The sequence below is a fragment of the Chromatium okenii genome (genome assembly GCF_002958735.1).
Taxonomy (GTDB): domain Bacteria; phylum Pseudomonadota; class Gammaproteobacteria; order Chromatiales; family Chromatiaceae; genus Chromatium; species Chromatium okenii_A.
Genome location: NZ_PPGH01000007.1, coordinates 1 through 18,947, shown reverse-complemented (window position 1 = coordinate 18,947; position 18,947 = coordinate 1). Strand labels below are relative to the sequence as shown.

The 18,947-nt window shown below is 45.2% G+C and carries 19 protein-coding genes; 9 read left to right on the top strand and 10 right to left on the bottom strand.

Annotated features, from left to right (window positions below):
- From lpxB to CXB77_RS00640, 3 genes are all read left to right on the top strand, one after another.
- Nucleotides 1-1,057 (top strand): lipid-A-disaccharide synthase (gene lpxB, locus CXB77_RS00650; protein ID WP_347338013.1); only part of this gene is annotated, 1,057 nt, incomplete at its 5' end.
- 1 nt (nt 1,058) lies between these two features.
- Nucleotides 1,059-1,658: a ribonuclease HII gene (gene rnhB / locus CXB77_RS00645; protein WP_105072403.1), complete on the top strand. Its 600-nt coding sequence runs from the start codon at nt 1,059-1,061 to the stop codon at nt 1,656-1,658.
- A gap of 130 nt (nt 1,659-1,788) precedes the next feature.
- Nucleotides 1,789-2,163 (top strand): c-type cytochrome domain-containing protein, encoded by a 375-nt coding sequence (locus tag CXB77_RS00640; protein WP_105072402.1) that lies wholly within the window; start codon nt 1,789-1,791, stop codon nt 2,161-2,163.
- A 59-nt stretch (nt 2,164-2,222) separates the two neighbouring features.
- Here CXB77_RS00640 and CXB77_RS00635 read toward each other — a convergent pair whose 3' ends face one another.
- Both CXB77_RS00635 and hemB read right to left on the bottom strand, forming a co-directional pair.
- A complete protein-coding gene (locus tag CXB77_RS00635; RefSeq protein WP_105072405.1) occupies nt 2,223-3,461 on the bottom strand; it encodes an AMP-binding protein in 1,239 nt (412 codons plus the stop codon).
- Between the two features lie 14 nt (nt 3,462-3,475).
- Nucleotides 3,476-4,489 (bottom strand): porphobilinogen synthase, encoded by a 1,014-nt coding sequence (gene hemB / locus CXB77_RS00630; RefSeq protein WP_105072401.1) that lies wholly within the window; start codon nt 4,487-4,489, stop codon nt 3,476-3,478.
- Between the two features lie 150 nt (nt 4,490-4,639).
- Here hemB and CXB77_RS00625 point away from each other — a divergent pair, with 150 nt between their 5' ends.
- Nucleotides 4,640-7,855: a helicase-related protein gene (locus CXB77_RS00625; RefSeq protein WP_105072400.1), complete on the top strand. Its 3,216-nt coding sequence runs from the start codon at nt 4,640-4,642 to the stop codon at nt 7,853-7,855.
- Between the two features lie 77 nt (nt 7,856-7,932).
- On the opposite strand, the gene CXB77_RS00620 is transcribed toward CXB77_RS00625, so the two are convergent.
- Both CXB77_RS00620 and CXB77_RS00615 read right to left on the bottom strand, forming a co-directional pair.
- A complete protein-coding gene (locus CXB77_RS00620; RefSeq protein ID WP_105072399.1) occupies nt 7,933-8,301 on the bottom strand; it encodes a type II toxin-antitoxin system VapC family toxin in 369 nt (122 codons plus the stop codon).
- Nucleotides 8,298-8,498, bottom strand: coding sequence for a type II toxin-antitoxin system VapB family antitoxin (locus tag CXB77_RS00615; protein ID WP_105072398.1), 201 nt, complete (start codon nt 8,496-8,498; stop codon nt 8,298-8,300). Before CXB77_RS00615 ends, CXB77_RS00620 begins: the two co-directional genes overlap by 4 nt.
- A 342-nt stretch (nt 8,499-8,840) precedes the next feature.
- On the opposite strand from CXB77_RS00615, the gene CXB77_RS00610 reads away from it, so the two are divergent.
- From CXB77_RS00610 to ampD, 4 genes are all read left to right on the top strand, one after another.
- Nucleotides 8,841-11,957 carry an Eco57I restriction-modification methylase domain-containing protein gene (locus tag CXB77_RS00610; RefSeq protein ID WP_105072397.1) on the top strand — a complete coding sequence of 1,039 codons (3,117 nt, stop codon included), beginning with the start codon at nt 8,841-8,843 and terminating at the stop codon, nt 11,955-11,957.
- Between the two features lie 159 nt (nt 11,958-12,116).
- Nucleotides 12,117-12,695, top strand: coding sequence for a hypothetical protein (locus tag CXB77_RS00605; protein ID WP_105072396.1), 579 nt, complete (start codon nt 12,117-12,119; stop codon nt 12,693-12,695).
- A 316-nt stretch (nt 12,696-13,011) separates the two neighbouring features.
- Nucleotides 13,012-13,389 carry a thioredoxin family protein gene (locus tag CXB77_RS00600; protein ID WP_242445304.1) on the top strand — a complete coding sequence of 126 codons (378 nt, stop codon included), beginning with the start codon at nt 13,012-13,014 and terminating at the stop codon, nt 13,387-13,389.
- A 6-nt stretch (nt 13,390-13,395) separates the two neighbouring features.
- Nucleotides 13,396-13,941: a 1,6-anhydro-N-acetylmuramyl-L-alanine amidase AmpD gene (gene ampD, locus CXB77_RS00595; RefSeq protein ID WP_105072394.1), complete on the top strand. Its 546-nt coding sequence runs from the start codon at nt 13,396-13,398 to the stop codon at nt 13,939-13,941.
- A gap of 11 nt (nt 13,942-13,952) precedes the next feature.
- On the opposite strand, the gene CXB77_RS00590 is transcribed toward ampD, so the two are convergent.
- From CXB77_RS00590 to CXB77_RS00565, 6 genes are all read right to left on the bottom strand, one after another.
- The gene (locus CXB77_RS00590) at nt 13,953-14,186 is read right to left on the bottom strand and encodes a thioredoxin family protein (RefSeq protein ID WP_105072393.1); all 234 of its coding nucleotides are present in this window, start codon (nt 14,184-14,186) and stop codon (nt 13,953-13,955) included.
- Between the two features lie 12 nt (nt 14,187-14,198).
- Nucleotides 14,199-15,203 carry a permease gene (locus CXB77_RS00585; RefSeq protein WP_242445303.1) on the bottom strand — a complete coding sequence of 335 codons (1,005 nt, stop codon included), beginning with the start codon at nt 15,201-15,203 and terminating at the stop codon, nt 14,199-14,201.
- 11 nt (nt 15,204-15,214) lie between these two features.
- Nucleotides 15,215-16,081, bottom strand: coding sequence for a lysylphosphatidylglycerol synthase transmembrane domain-containing protein (locus CXB77_RS00580; protein ID WP_242445302.1), 867 nt, complete (start codon nt 16,079-16,081; stop codon nt 15,215-15,217).
- 107 nt (nt 16,082-16,188) lie between these two features.
- The gene (locus CXB77_RS00575) at nt 16,189-17,109 is read right to left on the bottom strand and encodes a lysophospholipid acyltransferase family protein (protein ID WP_105072390.1); all 921 of its coding nucleotides are present in this window, start codon (nt 17,107-17,109) and stop codon (nt 16,189-16,191) included.
- Nucleotides 17,110-17,359: 250 nt separating this feature from the next.
- Entirely contained in the window at nt 17,360-17,608 is a 249-nt protein-coding gene (locus tag CXB77_RS00570) for a DUF2283 domain-containing protein (RefSeq protein WP_105072389.1), read from the bottom strand.
- Between the two features lie 11 nt (nt 17,609-17,619).
- Nucleotides 17,620-17,871 (bottom strand): DUF4258 domain-containing protein, encoded by a 252-nt coding sequence (locus CXB77_RS00565; protein ID WP_146108622.1) that lies wholly within the window; start codon nt 17,869-17,871, stop codon nt 17,620-17,622.
- 273 nt (nt 17,872-18,144) lie between these two features.
- On the opposite strand from CXB77_RS00565, the gene CXB77_RS00560 reads away from it, so the two are divergent.
- Nucleotides 18,145-18,947 (top strand): IS5 family transposase (locus CXB77_RS00560; RefSeq protein WP_105072388.1); only part of this gene is annotated, 803 nt, incomplete at its 3' end.

Here is an 18,947-nt window from a genome sequence, read left to right as displayed (position 1 = left end):
GCACGTTTTATTGGTGTTGCGGGAACACAGATGCAAGCGGCTGGTTGTGAAACCTTATTGCCGTTGGAAGCGTTTATCGGTAATGGGATTAACCGAAGTGCTCGCACATTTGCCGGAATTATTAAAATTGCGTGGTACTTTGAAGCGTTACTTTCTCGCTAATCGCCCAGCAGTATTCATTGGTATTGATGCCCCAGATTTTAATTTGTATTTAGAGCAGCAACTACGCGAAGCGGGAATTAAAACAGTGCATGTAGTCAGTCCAACTGTATGGGCGTGGCGTGCTGGGCGGGTAAAAACTATTCGCCGCGCAGTTGATTTAATGTTGTGTCTATTTCCATTTGAAGCCGCTTTTTTGACACGCCATCATATTCCCGCAATTGCAATTGGTCATCCACTTGCAGATCAGATTCCTTTTATTGTTGATCGTGATGCAGCGCGAGGCGCATTGAATTTGTCTCTCGCCGATCCGGTGATTGCGTTATTGCCCGGCAGTCGAATCAGTGAAATGCGGCGATTGGCTGCGCCCTTTATTGATGCGGCGCATCGCTGTTATTTAATGCGTCCAAATCTGCATTTCGTGGTTCCACTGGTGAATAACACCTTGCGAGAGTTATTTATTAAAGAATTGGCGCAACGTGCACCGCATTTACCAGTAACGCTGTTAGATGGGCGCAGTCGAGAAGCAATTACTGCTGCGGATTGTGTGCTCACTGCGTCGGGAACTGCGACTTTAGAAACGCTGTTGCTTAAACGTCCGATGGTGGTTGCTTATCGCGTTCATCCATTAACTTATCAATTAATTAAACGCCTAGGTTTAATTAAGGTTCCATTTATTGCAATGGCGAATTTATTGGCGGGACGGGCATTAGCGCCGGAGTTTATTCAAGCACAATGCCGTGCTGAGGTGCTGGCAGCTGCATTACTGGATTGGCTCGATCACCCAGAACGGGTGGCAGCAATTCAAGCGGATTACGGACGTATTCATAGCGAATTGCGCCGTGATGCTGCGCAAACTGCAGCCAGTGCAATAATGAAGTTAATTGGAAAAGAATGATATGAATGAACATGTGCTGCTCATTGCCGGAGTCGATGAAGCAGGGCGCGGACCGCTCGCTGGGCCGGTGAGTGCAGCAGCAGTGATTCTCGATCCGCGTCGCCCGATTGCGGGAATTGATGACTCCAAAAAACTCAGTCCAACTCGTCGCACTGCGCTTGAGCAAGTTATTCAGGAGCGGGCGCTGGCGTGGGCAGTGGCATGGGCAAGCGTGGAAGAGATTGATCGTATTAACATTTTACAAGCCTCGCTGCTGGCGATGCAGCGGGCGGTGGCAGCGTTGACCGTACCACCGCAGCGTGTTCTCGTTGATGGTAATCGCTGTCCAGATTTCGGTTGTGAAGCGCAGGTAGTGGTGGGTGGTGACGGTTCAATTGCGGCAATTGGCGCTGCGTCGATTTTAGCGAAAGTAGCGCGAGACCGATTGATGATTGCATTGGATGCGGAATATCCCGGCTATGGTTTTGCGCAACACAAGGGTTATCCGACGCGCACCCATTTAGCGGCATTGCAAACGTTAGGAGTGTGCCCGCATCATCGGCGAAGTTTTGCACCAGTGCGTGCACTCATTGGAATAAAAGTAGTAACCACAGAGACTTGATTTTCAATCATAAGTACTCAAAATCCTGATTTGAAAACCAGTATTTGTGTATTAAAAAGAACCGACCGTGATACGGTCATTGCTTATTTTTTCCCAGTATTAAAACTGGGTTTTTTACGAAGAGGAAGGTATGAAAAAATATCTGCAAGTTATTGCTGTTGGTCTTCCATTGGCGCTTTTTATTGCGGGCTGTAACGAACGGACGGTGAGTTTTAAAAACGACATTAAACCCTTGCTTGATACCAATTGCATTGAATGTCATTTGAAAGGCGGCAAGGGTTACGAGACCAGCGGATTTTTTATTGAGTCTTATGAATCGTTGATGAAGGGCACGAAATTCGGCCCGGTCGTGGTTGCTGGTGATCCGCTATCCAGCAGTCTTTACCGTTTGGTTTCCGGTGAAGTGGACAAATCAATTCAGATGCCGCACAAAAAAGATCCACTCAGTGCCGACAAGATTGCATTGATTGAACACTGGATTGCGCAGGGTGCAAAGAATAACTGAGTACCGGGCGTTTTAATTTCTAATAGTCGCTCGATCGTGTAGCACAATCGAGCGATTTTTTATATCCAATCAATCAGTTTGCCTAATGACGAACGCGGCAATTCAGCACCAATTGTAATGGTGCGTGGCAATTCCGCTGCGGTGAGTCGTTCAGATAACCAATGATGCAGGTGCTCGGCAAATTGTGCGGAATCTGCACCAATGACACGCGGCACGACAAACGCTTTCAAACGTCCGCCTGCCGCTGCACTTGCCAGCCGTACCGTCGCGTCAATAACGTCGGGATGTTGACACAGACACTCCTGCACCCGTTGCGGAAACACGTTGACGCCGCCGACCTGCACTGCGCCATCGCGTCGCCCCAGCACTTGAAACTGCCGCGCTTCCACCCATTGCAATTGATCCGGTAACGCCGTCGTCACCACTGCGCCGTTTGGCAAGTAGCGACTGAGATGTTCAACGGTATCGGCAGGACGCGACCAATGCGGCAGTAATTGCAGCGGATCACCAGCCGCTTCACGCAGTCCAATGCCCGCAGTTTCCGAAGAACCGTAAACCTCAATGCACCGCGCACAACCCGCCGCAGCGAGCCGTTGCCATACACTCGCCGGACAATGCCCCGTCGATGAAATGACGGTGACATCAGGCGCGAGCGTTAATGGTGAACGCAGCGCCAAATCAAAAAATGCCGGATGACCAACGATGACATCGCCAGCCTGCGCTCGCCGCAGTACGTTGCTCGGCAGTGCGTTACGCACATCGTGCACGGGAATTTTCAACTGCGCAGGCAGCATCGTGGCAAATAAAAAGCCGTAAATATGCTGAAATGGAACCGCACTGAGCACCTGCCGCCGGTCGTGTAACTCGTTGGCAAAAAAGCTGATTTCTTCTTCCAGCCACGCCAGCGGATGGGTGCATAATTTCGGTTGTCCAGTCGAACCGGAAGTGAAAAAGCTCATCGCTTCATCCCAGTGACGGCGACTTTCCAGCACGGTATCGACCCACACGCGCAAGCGCCGTGAGGTCATCAAACGTTGATCTAAACCGGTTTCGTGGAGATGAAACAGCACCACGATTGCCGTCACCAGATTAAGAAACTCCAACGAATCCAAATCTAAACGCTCCAACGCCTGCTCAAGTTGCGGACTGTCAGAATGCAGCGGCGCTTCGGTCAACAGCGCCAGCGCCTGCCGCACACCGAGCAACCCCGGTCGCGCCCGCGTCACTTCGGCAGCGATGACATCGACCAACAAACGCAGCACCGTTGTTATTGTCCACCAAGGTTTATTGGTCATCATCGTTGCCAATTCGTCTATTCCGCCAACCAACGCGCCACGTCTTTAGCGTAATACGTCAAAATGCCATCTGCGCCAGCACGTTTCATTGATAATAACGCCTCTAAAACCACTGCCTTTTCATTCAGCCAGCCATTCAAACTGGCGGCTTTTAACATCGCATATTCGCCACTGACTTGATAAACAAACGTTGGTGCACCGAATTGATCTTTAATCCGCCGCACGATGTCTAAATACGGCAAGCCGGGTTTAATCATCACCATATCCGCACCTTCCGCTAAATCCAATGCGACTTCATGCAGTGCTTCATTGGAATTCGCCGGGTCCATTTGATAAGTGTATTTATTGCCCGCACCTAAATTGCCCGCTGAACCAACTGCATCGCGGAATGGTCCGTAATAACTCGACGCATATTTTGCGGAATACGCCAGAATACGGGTGTGAATATAACCGGCAGCTTCTAATGCGGTGCGCACTGCGCCAATGCGTCCATCCATCATGTCCGATGGAGCCACAATATCTGCGCCAGCTTCGGCATGAGATAAAGCCTGTTGTACGAGTACTTCCACCGTTTCGTCATTCATCACATAACCGGCGACATCAATTAAACCGTCTTGTCCATGCGTGGTGAATGGATCAAGCGCGACATCGGTAATGATCCCCAATTCCGGCACTGCGTTTTTAATTGCGCGTACTGCACGCTGCGCCAGTCCGTTGGGATTAAATGCCTCCCGCGCATCGAGTGATTTAACCGATAACGGCGTCACAGGAAATAGTGCCAGCGCCGGAATTCCCAATTGATAGGCAGTGCGAGCGTCTTCTACCAATAAATCAATGCTCAGGCGCTCCACGCCGGGCATCGACGCGATTGGCTCGCGCTGATTGCTGCCTTCCAGCACAAATACGGGATAAATCAAATCGTTAGCAGTAAGCGTGTGCTCGCGCATCAACCGACGCGAAAAATCATCACGGCGCATCCGGCGCAGCCGCGTAACGGGAAAAGCCGAGCGAGGAGTGGAAAGTGTGGACATAAGCAGTGGTTCTCAATAGGAAGGAAAAATGCCGCTGATGGTTGGCAGCGGACAGCTACGATAGCTCAGGACGGGCAGCGGCTCCAGATTGCAGTGCAGATTTCCGGCTAAACTGCTCGCTATTGTCGTTTATTTTTAGGAAATCGCTGCATGAGTACTGTCTCAGATTTGACGTTTATTACCAATGAACACGGGCAACATCTCCGCGACCGCTTTAATGTGTTATTAAATGATCATCCACGCTGTTTTGAGTGTTTAGTTGGTTATTTTTTCATCAGTGGTTTTCATCAATTGCATTCTGCATTAGCAAATACGGAACAGATTCGGATTTTAATTGGCATCAATACGGATCGACCAGTGTTGCAATTGCTGGCAACGGCGCAAGCGCAGCAGGAATTGGCGCTAGAATCTCATTCTTATGTCCATCAACATCTCCCCGGCGCAATTCTACACGAATTACAGCAAGCAGAAGAGAGTGCTGCTGTTGAAAGCGGAGTGCAGCACTTTGTGGAATGGATTAAATCCGGCAAATTAGCTATTCGTGCATATCCGTCGGGGCGTATTCACGCCAAGCTCTATATCATGACCTTTAAGGAAGGCGACCGCGACGCCGGACGCGTTATTACTGGTTCCAGCAATTTTACCGCTGCCGGTTTAGTGGATAATTTAGAATTTAACGTTGAACTAAAAAATCGCTCTGATTACGAATTTGCTCGCGCCAAGTTTAATGAATTGTGGACAGAAGCGGTGGATGTGACGGCGGATTATGTCACCACCATTGAACAAGATTCACATTATGCAGCAATCACGCCTTATGAGCTGTATCTCAAATTGTTATACGAATACTTTCGCGGCGAACTGAATTTATCAATTGATAGTTTGGATGGCAATTTGCCGCCCGGTTTTAAGCCATTGCGCTATCAGGCAGAAGCGGTGGCAAATGCGCATAAAATTTTGGATGAATACGGCGGCGTATTTTTAGCGGATGTGGTTGGTTTAGGAAAAACCTATATGGCGGCATTGCTGGCGCAGCAACTCAATACGCCCTGTTTAGTGATTGCGCCACCGCATTTATTGGATGCGCAAAATCCTAGCGCATGGCCAAATGTATTTCGTGATTTTGGCGTGCGTGGTTATCGGTGTGAATCAGTGGGTAAATTGGAGGCATTATGCACACAAGATTTGCGCAAATTCACAACGGTATTTATTGATGAATCGCACCGTTTTCGCAGTGAAACCACGCAAAGTTATTCGCTATTAGCGCAGATTTGTTTTGGCAAGCGTGTCGTGCTGGTGTCGGCCACGCCGCTGAATAATGCGCCACAAGATATTTTGAGCCAAATCAAACTGTTCCAGCCGAGTAAACGCAGCACCATTCCGAATGTGCGCGATTTGGAAGCCTTCTTTGGTCGGTTGCGCCGCCGTCTCGATGCCCTCGACCGTCAAAGTGATCACGCCGAGTATTTGCGCATCGTACAGGATAATGCGCGAGAAACCCGCGAAAAAGTGTTGAAATTCTTGATGATTCGCCGCACCCGCAGCGAGATTGCCAAATACTACGGCGCTGATCTTGCCCAACAAGGTCTCAAATTTCCCGAAGTTGCCGATCCCGAACCACTGTTTTATCAATTTAATACGAATGAATCGCAGGTATTTAATCAGACTATTTATACACTAACTCACGAGTTCAAATATGCCCGCTATACACCACTGGCATATTACAACGGCGAGCGTGATGAGCAAGCCATTCACAGCCAGCGCAATTTAGCTAAATTAATGAAAATAATGCTGGTTAAGCGCCTTGAAAGCAGCTTTGCGGCATTTCGTGCCACGCTGGAACGCTTTATTGTGACTTATGAACGCGTGATGATTGAATTTAATAAAGGGCATGTATTTATTAGTAAAAAACACAGCGCAAAAATTTTTGATTTATTGGATGCAGATGATGAAGCAGGAATTGAGCGGCTGCTGGATGAAGATAAAGCGGAAAAATTGGCGGCTGCCGATTTTACACCGGAGTTTAAGATTGATTTGGAACATGATTTGGCGCTGCTCAAGGATATTCACAGCAATTGGCAACAAATGACCCGCGATCCTAAATGGGATTGCTTTTGCGCCATTCTGAATGACAATGCGCTGCTTAAAAGTAACAAAATCATTATTTTCACCGAATCAAAAGAAACCGCCGCCGATTTAGCAGAAAAAATCCGCGCTCAGGTTGAATCAAAAGTATTGTTGGTGACAGGTGGCGCTGCGCCCGGCGTCCGCGCAGAAGTCATTGCTAATTTTGATGCTAAATTTTATCGTCCCAAAGATGATTACCGTATTCTCGTGACGACTGAAGTGCTTGCTGAGGGCGTCAATTTGCACCGCGCCAATATCGTGGTGAATTATGATATTCCTTGGAATCCGACCCGTTTAATTCAGCGCGTTGGGCGCGTTAATCGCGTAGATACCACATTTGAGCGGATTTATACCTATAACTTTTTTCCAACTGATGAAAGTAATGATTTAATCAAACTGCGTGAAGCGGCTGAGGCAAAAATTCATGCGTTTATTCAGATGCTCGGTGCTGATGCGCGGCTGCTTACAGAAAATGAAGACATCGTGTCGCACGATCTTTTTACGCGCTGGAATTCAAAACAAACGCTCACGGGTGAAGATGACAATGCGGCATCTGAATTGCAGTTTTTAACGGAAATTCGCGCCGTGCGAGATACGCAGCCCGAGTTGTTTGCGCGGATCAAACGCTTGCCACAAAAAGCCCGCTCAACTCGGCAAGTGTCAAGCACCGCAGTGCCAACAGTTCCGGCGGTGTTGAATTATTTTCGACAAGGCAAATTGGATAAGTTTTTTCTCAGCAGTGGCACTGGCGTCGCAACGTTTGAATTAGATTTTATCACTGCGGCGACGTTGCTAAAACCGACTGATCCGCATGAACTGCGCCATCACATTCCGCAGCGTTTTTATACTTTACTGGAGCAAAATAAAGCGGCATGGATGGCTGCCACCATAATTGATATTGAACACATGAAAGCGTTGCAATCGGATCATCAATATGATAGTTATATTGTGAAACGCTTAAAAGATAAAGCGGTGCGGCATTGCCCGCAATTCACCACTGATGATGAAGCGTTAATTGGCAAAGTGATTCGCCTTGTAGAAGATGGTTTATTGCCTAAAGTAACGGCTAAAAAAGTGGCAACTGCATTAAAACGACAAGAGAATTTTGCTCCGTTGCGGGTGCTGGCAGTGCTGCGCGAACAGATTCAAGCAGAATTGCTACAATTCAACCGCTTTGTTCCCATCAATCACCCACCAGCACTGCGTGAAGTGATTTTATCGTCTTATTTGATGCGGGAGTGATTATTGACATCCTCACCGCCCTAAAGAAGCAGGGCAGATGTCAATTGCATACTTGATTGATGCGCTACTCTCAAAACTTAATCGGTGCTGAACGCCAGTCCTAATCGAGTACTCACGTTAAGCAATCGCTTATCGCGTGTCCAAAGCATTGTGCTGGGTGATAGCCAAACGGCTGCTAAAAGATGCACATCAATATAACCGATGCCAATTCCGTAAAGTGCTTTCGTTTCAATGAAATGAAAAACTTCGTCGTTAGTTGCAATGGGTATTTGCGGAATGTTTTGTAGCGCACCTAATACCGCGTTGCGATTTTTTAAGTTTCCCAAAGCCAATTCACCAATCACATACGGATGAGCGAGTACTTGACCGACAACGAGTAGTTGGGCGAGTTTTTCGCAGTTTTGGCGCAGATGATCAATCCAGATCGACGTGTCTACAAGAATCATGCGGATGTCACCGATTGTCGTCTGGGAATATCATCAAGCAGAGGTTCAGAGCCACCCAGCAACGCGAGTTGTTTGGCACTTTCACGTTCAATCAGGGCGCGTAAGGCTTCGCGCACCAATACAGTTTTTTCTGAAATTCCGGTGAGTGCTTGTGCTTTAGCAATTAATTCATCGTCGAGGGCAAGGGTTGTGTGCATTTAGTGTCTCCTATCAAGCCATGCTTTTAATGATAGCATCAAATGTTATTTGGTTAAATTTTCTACTTAAAGTTTATTGTTGATACGCTGGAGTGTGGAAATTCTTGATTGATTCAAATCAGCAATTAGTGCTGCGGCTGACTGCACTAGTAACTCACCTGTGTGAAACAAGGCAATTGATTGATGCGCCATAGTTGCGATGCAGTTTCAATGCTGTGATTAAAAGTTTCTGCGTTTGACATGAGAAAATACTCCAAGTAGTGTAGTCAAAACAGTTGCTGGTCGTTACTGAGCTGACCAGCAAATAATAATGCAAATTCCGTATCGTTGCACCCAATCACTATGAACCCACAACAAGCACGCACTTACATTGCCAATCTATTTTCCCACGCTTTTAATCGCGTGAAATTTTTGGAATTCACGCGCAATGTGTTGAATAACAATTTTGATGAACATAAAGCTGCGCTGTGGAATACGGTTTATATCAAAGATGCTTTCAAGTCGCATGTTGCCCGCTATGAACGGCTCGGTACTTACACTGCGCCAGACGGCGATCAATTAGATGTGCTCATTGTTCACTTGACGCATGATGCAAAATTAGAACGCACCCGGACGGCGCTGCGCAATTTTATTGCCGATCATCTTAAACAGCGCGATGAAAAAGATGCAGCATTGGTGGCGTTTGTTTCACCAACAGAAGCGCAATGGCGCTTGTCTTACGTCAAAATGGAATACAGTGCCGTTGAAACGGTCGCTGGTACGGTTGGAATTAAAACGCAATTAACCCCAGCGCGGCGCAGTTCTTATCTCGTGGGTGCAAATGAAAGTTGCCACACGGCGCAATCGCGTTTTATTGCGTTATTACAGGAAACGCGGCTCGCGCCGACCTTGGCGCAGATTGAAGATGCGTTTAGTGTTGAGGCGGTCACGAAAGAATTTTTCAAGCAATACGCGGCGCTGTGTAGTGAATTAGAACAGGCGTTGACGCAACTATTAGCGCAAGCGCAATTGTTGCGCGATGAATTCGAGCGGCAGCAGATTAACGCTTTAGATTTTGTTAAAAAGTTATTAGGGCAAATTGTGTTTTTATACTTTTTGCAAAAGAAAGGCTGGCTCGGTGTGGCACAAGATGACAATTGGGGCGCGGGACCAGCAGATTTTTTGCGCCGTCTCGCGCAGCGCGATGATTACACCAATTTTTTTAATGACATTCTTGAACCGCTGTTTTATGACACGCTCGCTACTGATCGCGGTCATGCTGCGTGGTGTGCGCAATTCAACTGCCGTATTCCCTTTTTGAATGGCGGTTTATTTGAGCCGTTAGGCGATTACCATTGGCAAACGGTGGATATTTTATTGCCCAATCGGTTATTTACGAATACCGAGCAGGCGGCTAATGGCGACGTTGGCACCGGCATTTTAGATGTGTTTGATCGCTACAATTTCACCATCACTGAATCAGCGCCGTTAGAAAAAGACGTGGCGATTGATCCCGAAATGTTGGGCAAGGTGTTTGAAAATCTGATTGAAGATAATCGCCGTAAAGGATTGGGTTCTTTTTATACGCCGCGTGAAATCGTGCATTATATGTGTCAGGAAAGTTTAATTAATTATCTGGATACGCGCTTGACTGAATTGGAATTAAACGTGCCGCGTGATGATTTGGAAACGCTGGTGCGGCTGGGCGATCAATTGGCGCATTATGAAACGGTTAAAACGCAGTATGCGGGGCGCGAAATGCCGCTGGCGATTCAACAACAGGCGCGGCAAATTGATCAGCAATTGGCGGATATTACTGTTTGTGATCCGGCGGTTGGTTCGGGTGCATTTCCGGTGGGGATGATGAGTGAAATTGTCCGCGCTCGTTCGGCATTGACGCCGTATTTTAATGACGCTACCGAGCGCGGCGCGTATCAATTCAAACGCCATGCCATTCAATCGTGTTTATACGGAGTTGATATTGATCCGGGCGCAGTTGATATTGCTAAGTTGCGGCTGTGGTTATCGCTGGTGGTGGATGAAGATAACGTGCAGCACATCAAGCCGTTGCCGAATTTGTCTTATAAAATTGTGTGCGGCAATTCATTGTTGGGTGTGGAAAAAACGCTGTTTAATGAGCAAGCATTCCGTGAGCTTGAACAATTAAAACCGCTTTATTTTAATGCGGCAGACAAGCAGCAGAAAGATCAGTATAAGCTACAGATTGATGCCATTATTCACACGCTAACGAATGGTAAAGCAGAGTTTGATTTTGAGATTTACTTTTCAGAAGTATTTCATCAGAAAAGCGGGTTTGACGTGGTGATTGGAAATCCGCCTTATGGTGCAAAGTTTTCACCTGAATTACGAGCTTGGCTCCTAAAAATTTATAAACACCAAAGCAATCCTCCCGAAAGCTATATGCTATTTGTAGAAAAAGGTTATGAACTGATGCGTCATCAGGGTGTAATTATTTACATTGTTCCTAACACATGGCTGCCATCGCTTACCTTTCAAAAATTTAGAAGGTTTTTAGTATCTCATTTCCAGTGGCTTGGTCTTCTTGTTATTAAAACAAAAGTATTTGCTGCTGTCGTTGACACAAATGTATTCGTTTTCAAAAAATCAACACCTCAAGAAGGCATTGGGTTTCCAGTTTTCTTTTTTGAGCCAGTTGGAATTCGTTTTGCACACAATCTCACTTGGGCAAATGTTCCAAAAGATGGTAATGCAATCAATGTAATTTTTCCTCCAACCCATCAAAATCTTTTTCAGACAATTAAAAAAAGAGGCGTAGTTTTGAAATCTGTTGCAGACGTGTATAACGGGGTTAAACCCTTTGAAAAGGGAAAAGGGAAACCGCCTCAAACTGCGCAAATTATGAGAGAAAAACCTTTTGTTGTTGAAGGCTCGAAGCCATCCGGTGCTAATTGGATGCCACTTCTGAGAGGTAGTCTTATCCAACGTTATGTCACGCTCTGGAATAACGATTATTGGATTAAGTATGGAGAGTGGCTTGCTGCGCCACGCGATTCATCTATATTTGAAGCACCTGTTAAAATTTTTGTTCGTCAAACTAGTGATTCTATTATTTCAACTCTTTGTAATTCAGGCGTTGTAGGTAGAGACAATTTACACATTATTTTGCCAAAAAATTCTACAGACTTACTTTTTGTTTTGGGTATTTTAAACTCAAAATTTACAGATTTTATTTATTTTTTTATCAATCCAGAAAAGGGGGAAGCACTTGCTCAAGTAAAAAAGACACACGTTGAAGAATTACTTTTACCCAAACGTAGTTTTGATGCTCCAGATGAACAAGAGCCAATCATTAAATTAGTTAACCAAATCCTTGTCGCCAAATCAGAGAATCCCAAAGCGGACACCAGCGCCTTGGAACGGGAAATAGATCAATTGGTGTATGCGCTGTACGAATTGACACCTGATGAAATTGTAATTGTGGAAGGAGCGGGGAAGTGATCTCGCGTTATTACCAGCTTCGTTTGCGCACATAACGCATCATGTGCTTTACGCATTTACTAAATAGGCGTTAGAATATATCGGTCGTATTTGACTAATATGGCACGGTTAGTTACAGCTCAACTTGAGCGTCTATCGTTAAATAGAGAGGCAGCAATAATGAAAACACAGTTTTCCTGCGCGGTAGGATTAGCACTTGGGCTAGTCTTTGCGAATGTACAGGCGAGTCCTCCTGATCATCGACATGATTTTGATTCTTTTCCGGGTAATGGTGTCGGTAATTCTGAGCAACCGCGAGATGTTGGCAAATATCTATTGGCTGATGATCATGTGAATGTGTTTGGTGGTGCGTTATTGCGCGATGATTGCACTCACGATGGCGGTTTAATGGGCGCAGTAATGGTTGGTCCCCCGTACAATCGACAGTTGAGTGTAATTAAATTGATACCAACGTTTTGGGTAAATAATCCCGATCCGACAACACTTCCAGCAGGATATGCAACTTTTGCAGTACCAGACGCATTGGCGAATATGGCGCGATTATTTTTGTGTTACAACGTAGTGCCAATCAGTGGCGCTAACCCGGGAATGACCACCTTTTGTGATTGGGCACCCCGCGATTTACGCGAACCATTCAGCGTTACCACAGATGGTGTCCGCACGATGTTAATGGATGTTGAATACAGAGGTGGTCGGGGTCTGTGTGCTGAAGATGAAAATACTTGGGTAGCTAATTAAATTGATTTGATCATATTGCCAATTTAGTGCGAATATGGTTAATCTAAATGACAGAACAACAGCGCGGAATTTTATTCCGCGCTTTTTTTACATTGCTAACGATATCATAAATGCTAAAATATCACTTAGGGCATATTTATTCAGGTATTGATTTTTCCAGCTACAAACAAAAACGCAATTGAAATTGTAATGCCTATCATGTGGTTTCAATTCGGGTTTACTGTGAATAAAAAATTCAATTGCATGACGGCAAACGCGTCCAATTTTGAGAACACTAATCCGTATTGTCGTCGATTAGCTTTGGAGTATTTTTGTCGTGTCCACACATCCTGACATCTTCGCAGTATCCACCGAAAACTTCACTACTACCGTATTGGAAGCATCACATCAGCGTCCGATTCTCGTGGATTTTTGGGCGGATTGGTGTGCGCCATGCCGCGCCTTATCACCGCAATTAGAGCGCGTAATTGCCGATCTCAACGGTCAAATTCACCTCGCCACTTTGGAGGTAGATGAAGGCGATAATATGCGCGAGGCTGGGCGCTATCAGGTGCGCGGTTTTCCGACCGTGATGTTGTTTCATTACGGTCTGGAAATAGCGCGATTCAGCGGCGCTCGTTCTCGCCATCAAATCCGCGAATGGCTCCAGCAGCAGCTTGGCGCAACACTGGTTTTTCTCCATTCAACCGAATAATTTATAATGACATTTCATTCCGCCATTGACGCTGACGGCTGGCTATTGACCGCGCAGCGCCACCTATCACCGAATTACGATCAACGCCCGCTGAATACCGTGATTGATCTATTAGTAATTCATAATATCAGCCTACCGCCGGGCGAATTTGGTGGGAATTGGATTGATGACTTTTTTCTCAATCGGCTTGATCCTGCTGCGCATTCGTATTTTGTAACGATTGCACAATTGTGCGTTTCCGCACATTTACTGATTCGCCGCGACGGAATGATCATTCAATACGTGCCCTTTATACAACGAGCATGGCACGCAGGAAAATCGTGTTTTCAAGGGCGCGAACGCTGTAATGACTATTCAATTGGGATTGAATTAGAAGGAACGGATGATATGCCGTTTACGGATGAACAATATCAAACGCTGAATACGAGCATTGTGCAATTGCGCAGCACCTATTCAGCAATCACTTCTGAGCGCATCGTTGGTCACAGTGACATTGCACCCGGACGCAAAACTGATCCTGGTGCGGCATTTGATTGGGCGCGAGTGCATTAAAAAATAGCGATTCATTCAAACCAACGTTCAACTGTTCCGCGTTCCGGTATTCCGCCAGAATGCACCACCACTCCATCAATCACCACGCCCGGCGTTGCCAGAATGCGATAGCGCATGATGTCCTCAATTTTCTCCACTTTTTCTAATTCAATAATCACGCCTTTCGCTTTCGCCACTTCTTCGACTAAATTGCGTGTAGTTTGGCAATTGCGGCAACCCGTACCAAGAATTTTGACGTTTTTCATGTCATTGCTCCGTTATAAAACCCAATTGAAAACATAACCAACCAATAAAATGCCAGTAGCAACCACCCCGACAAAAGTGGCAATTAATGGCCATTTTAGCACCTTGCGCAAAATCAATAACTCCGGCGCAGATAACGCAATCACGCTCATCATAAACGCTAAGGTCGTACCAAGCGCTGCGCCTTTACCAATTAACGCCTCAACAATGGGAATAATTCCGGCAGCATTGCTATACATTGGCACACCAAGTATTACTGCCATAGGAACCGCCCACCACACATCACGTCCCATCAACGCAGCCATAAAATCTTCTGGCACATAGCCGTGAATAACTGCGCCTAATCCAACACCGATCACCACATATAGCCATACACGTCCGACAATTTCGCGGACATGTTTTATTCCCGCAGCAATTCGTTGTGACCAAATAAAATTGGTGTAATCCTGCGTTGCGACATCGCCAAAATGAATTGCACGAACCCAATCTTCTAAATATCCTTCCATTCGTAATGCGCCAATAATAATTCCTGCAACAATAGCGATAATCAACCCCATTCCTAAGTAGAGCACTGCAACCTTCCATCCGAATAATCCAAACAGCAGTGCCAGCGCGACTTCATTTACCATCGGCGCAGAAATAAGAAATGAAAAGGTTACACCCAATGGCACTCCCGCAGTAACAAAACCAATGAATAATGGCACTGCTGAACAGGAACAAAATGGCGTCACAATACCAAGGCTGGCTGCCATTAAATTACCAATACCAAGTCGTCGTCCAGCAAGCAGTGCACGAGTACGTTCTGGTGCGAAAAAAGTTTGAATGATCCCCATGATAAAGACGATGCCGATCAGTAATAACAGTACTTTAGGCACTTCGTAACAGAAAAAATAAACTGCTTCGCCAAATGCGCTGGCACGTTCCAAATGCAGTAATGCAATTGAAACATCAGCTAATTCAGTGAGATGCGTATACATTAATACCCAAAGTATCAATACAATTGGCAATCCACGCAACACAAAATAACTCCTCAACAATTCGGTGATGGTTTTTTTAGAAGAAATGCGAGTGCACCTAGAATTAACGTGCTTCCCAATAAAAATAAATGCAAATTGACTGCACCAGCCAACGCCAGTTTAGGCTCAATTCCAAGCGGCATCAATGCAGCTACTGCTGCCAATTCATAACTGCCGCTGCCAGCGATGCCATGAAACGGCAACACACTAGACAATTCCGCACCCATCACGCCAGTTAATAATTGCCAAATATCCAGCGGCAAAAAGAATCTTAGCAAACTCACAAAGGCAGCGAATTTTAAGCTCCAGATTAACGCTGTCCATAAATAAATCCGTGCAATTAAACTCAATTCACTTGGTGCAGTTTGCAAGACTTGTTTGATTAATTTTTGTATTCGCCCAGTACTGCTTAATTGTGGTAAACGATGCAGTTGGTTGAAAAATTTTAATAGGGTTAATCCTGCAATCCATAGTGCCGCTAACAGCCACCATATCCATGACGGCTGACGTAAATTGAGAATAACAATAGCAATTAGTGCGAGAAAATGCAGATCAAATAATCGAATCCAAATTAAGGCGGCAGCAGCATCCAGTATTTCGTATCCAAAATAGCGCCGCATTAACCACGGAAACACCAATTCACCACTGCGCATGGGTAATAAATTATTAGCGACATTGTGAAAAATTGTTAAGCGCAACATAACCGCAAATTTTCCGGCAAATTGTTGGCGGAAATAATCCGTCATACGCACAGCGCGTAATCCATAACTAAGTGCGGTTAATGCGAATAGCCAAGCGAGTAGCCAAGGCGATAATTCCCGCCATGGTGCGAGTAGCGTTGCCCAACCAATTGTGAATTGTACTGCTGCTAGCAATAGCAATAAAAATGTTGCGCCTAATAACCAGTCACGCCATTTACTAATGAAATTTAATTTCCCATTTTTTGAAAAAATACTGCTTAGACTGGGATTAATACAAAAATTTTCCATTAGCGTTTTCGTTTTACATAATATAATGGCGATAAATGATCTGGACGGGTTTTGAAGCGACGATGCACCCAGAAATACTGTGCCGGTAAATCGCGCACATGTGCTTCAATAACTTGATTCATTTGTGTTGTATCGGCAATTTGATCGCCACTTGGAAATTGTTCTAATGGCGGATAAAAACACAATTCGACACCACGTCCCCAAGGTAAAAACCGAGTGATTGTTGGAATAACAACGGCATTTGTTTTCGCTGCGAAGCGTCCTAGCATTGGTACGGTTGAAGCGGGCTGATCACAAAAAGGAACGAAAATCCCGCGTCGCCCTGCATCCTGATCTGGCAAATAAATAAATGGCGTACCCGCTTTAATGATGCGAATTAAACCGCGTAAATCATCGCTGCGTTCAATGGGAATGCTGCCGAATTGACAACGGGCGCGACGTACTCGCCAATCCATGACGGGATTGCGGAGGCGTTGATACATGTGAACGCATGGATGTACCAATGCAGTTAATCCCGCGCCACCTAATTCTAATGCAATAAAATGCGGTGCTAATAAGATGATCGGACGATCAGCAGTAAGATAGGTGTCAATAATTGATTGGTTGCGAATATGCACCAGCCGCCGTACTCGCGCCGGTGAAATCTCCCAACGCACACCTTGCGTTAATACTGCAACACCAAGCCAAATAAAATGCTTCCATAAGAGGTACTCGCGGGCGATGTTACTGAGCGTTGGAAAACAGCATTGTAAATTGCGCCGCGCTATTCGCCGCCGCGATCCAGCAAATAAATAACTCAATCCGCCGATGAAGCTACCAAATGCCCATAGCAATGGAAATGGCAAGCGCCCCAACAGATAAATAATTGCTACGCCTAACCAACTTACCCAATGGCGTGGATGTAATAACTTTAAGGGCATGATGAATAGTAAAATGGCATTGCAGAAAACAACTTTTTAATGCTGTCACCGGTCGCTTGATTATTGGATGTCGGTTTAAAACTAATCGCCATGTGCACTATTCCCGTTGGTATTTCTAGCGGTAGCTGTAATTGTAAGCAATGGTTTTTGGAAGTTCAGCAACGGCTTCGTAGTATTGCGCAGTCATGTGAAAATCCCCGTAATGGATTGCAGATTTTAATGCTTGTTTCAAGCGAAGCACGGCATGGGTTTACACAAAATCAAATACAAGAATTGATTGCATTTGTCCAGTCTGGCGATTGTTCACTAAAAGCTGTCCAGCATCTTGACGGAAAAGCTGTTCATTGGCATTGAGTAGTTCAATTCCATAAAGGCGTCCGTCAGGCATTAAATCGATGTTCAATTCTTCACTGAGATGCAATGTTTGCAAATCTTCGGCTTGGGTATCAAGAAAGCGTAAATAAGCAATGTTGTATTGTGGATCATATTCAACGCGCATTTATCAATCCTCTAAAAGTATTTCACGATGACGGTAATGACTACCCGGTCGCCTTGTTCTTCAACCGCAAAGACTTCGATTTGTTTTGTGGCAAACTCTCGGTTACGCCAAACGCTGGCATAGGGAAAGTTGCGACGGAAACCAATTCTGTCAAATTTAGCTGGGAAGCGTTCACCAGAATTGACAGTTTCAATCACTTCTTGTTTGGTCGCGCCACGTTCCTTCATTCTGGTGAGCGCATGTGGATGAATGTTAATGGTCATAGATTTATGGTGATGACATTGGGTTCTAAGATGATAATAAGGCATTTCTGCCGTAGTTGATAGTTTCTACACCCTTTTGAATATGATGGTTGAGCGGATTTAATCAATAGGCGCTTTTTTAATAAAAGAGCACAATTGAATTGATTACGGTGTATAAAGTTCATGCTCCACAGCTTCTTTAAATACCTTTGGGAAACACTGATTAAATAGCCAGCATCGTTGCGATCTAAATGATAAAATAGGCATCAGTCGTAATGTAAATATGATACCAGCATGAAACAATTTTCTTTTGCACAATCAGAATTTTTAGCAAAAAAGAAAACGACGCGCCGTGAACGTTTTCTCAATGATATGGAAAAAATTGTTCCATGGTCAACTTTGGTTAAAGCATTGACACCTTATTACTACCCTGATAGTCAAGGTAAGCGTGGTCGTCCGCCAATAGGATTAGAGCGGATGTTAAGGATGTACTTTGTACAGCAATGGTATCATCTTGCTGATGAGGCACTGGAAGATGCAATTTACGATAGTCAATCATTACTGCAATTCATAGGTATTGATTTGAGTGTTGAAGCGGTACCAGATGCAACAACACTGTTGAAATTTCGCCATTTACTCGAACGTCATGCACTGACTACAGTGATTTTTTCTACAATCAATGCGCATTTACGCGAGAAAGGATTGTTGTTAAATCAAGGGACAATCGTTGATGCGACCATTATCAATGCCCCTTCTTCAACAAAAAACGAAGCAAAAGAACGCGATCCAGAAATGCATTCTACTCGCAAGGGAAATCAATGGTATTTCGGAATGAAAGCACACATTGGTGTTGACGTTAATTCTGGGTTAGTGCATACCGTGGTTGGCACGGCGGCAAATGAGCATGATGTCACTCAAGTTGAAAACATTTTACATGGTCAAGAACAAAAAGTTTTTGGTGATGCTGGCTACACTGGTGCAGATAAACGCGAAAAAGTTAAAAACAAATTTAATGAAAAAGTGGTCAGTTGGAATATCGCTGAAAAACGTTCTAAAGTTGAAAAAATGGATGATGGTTTGTTGAAAAAATCTCACGC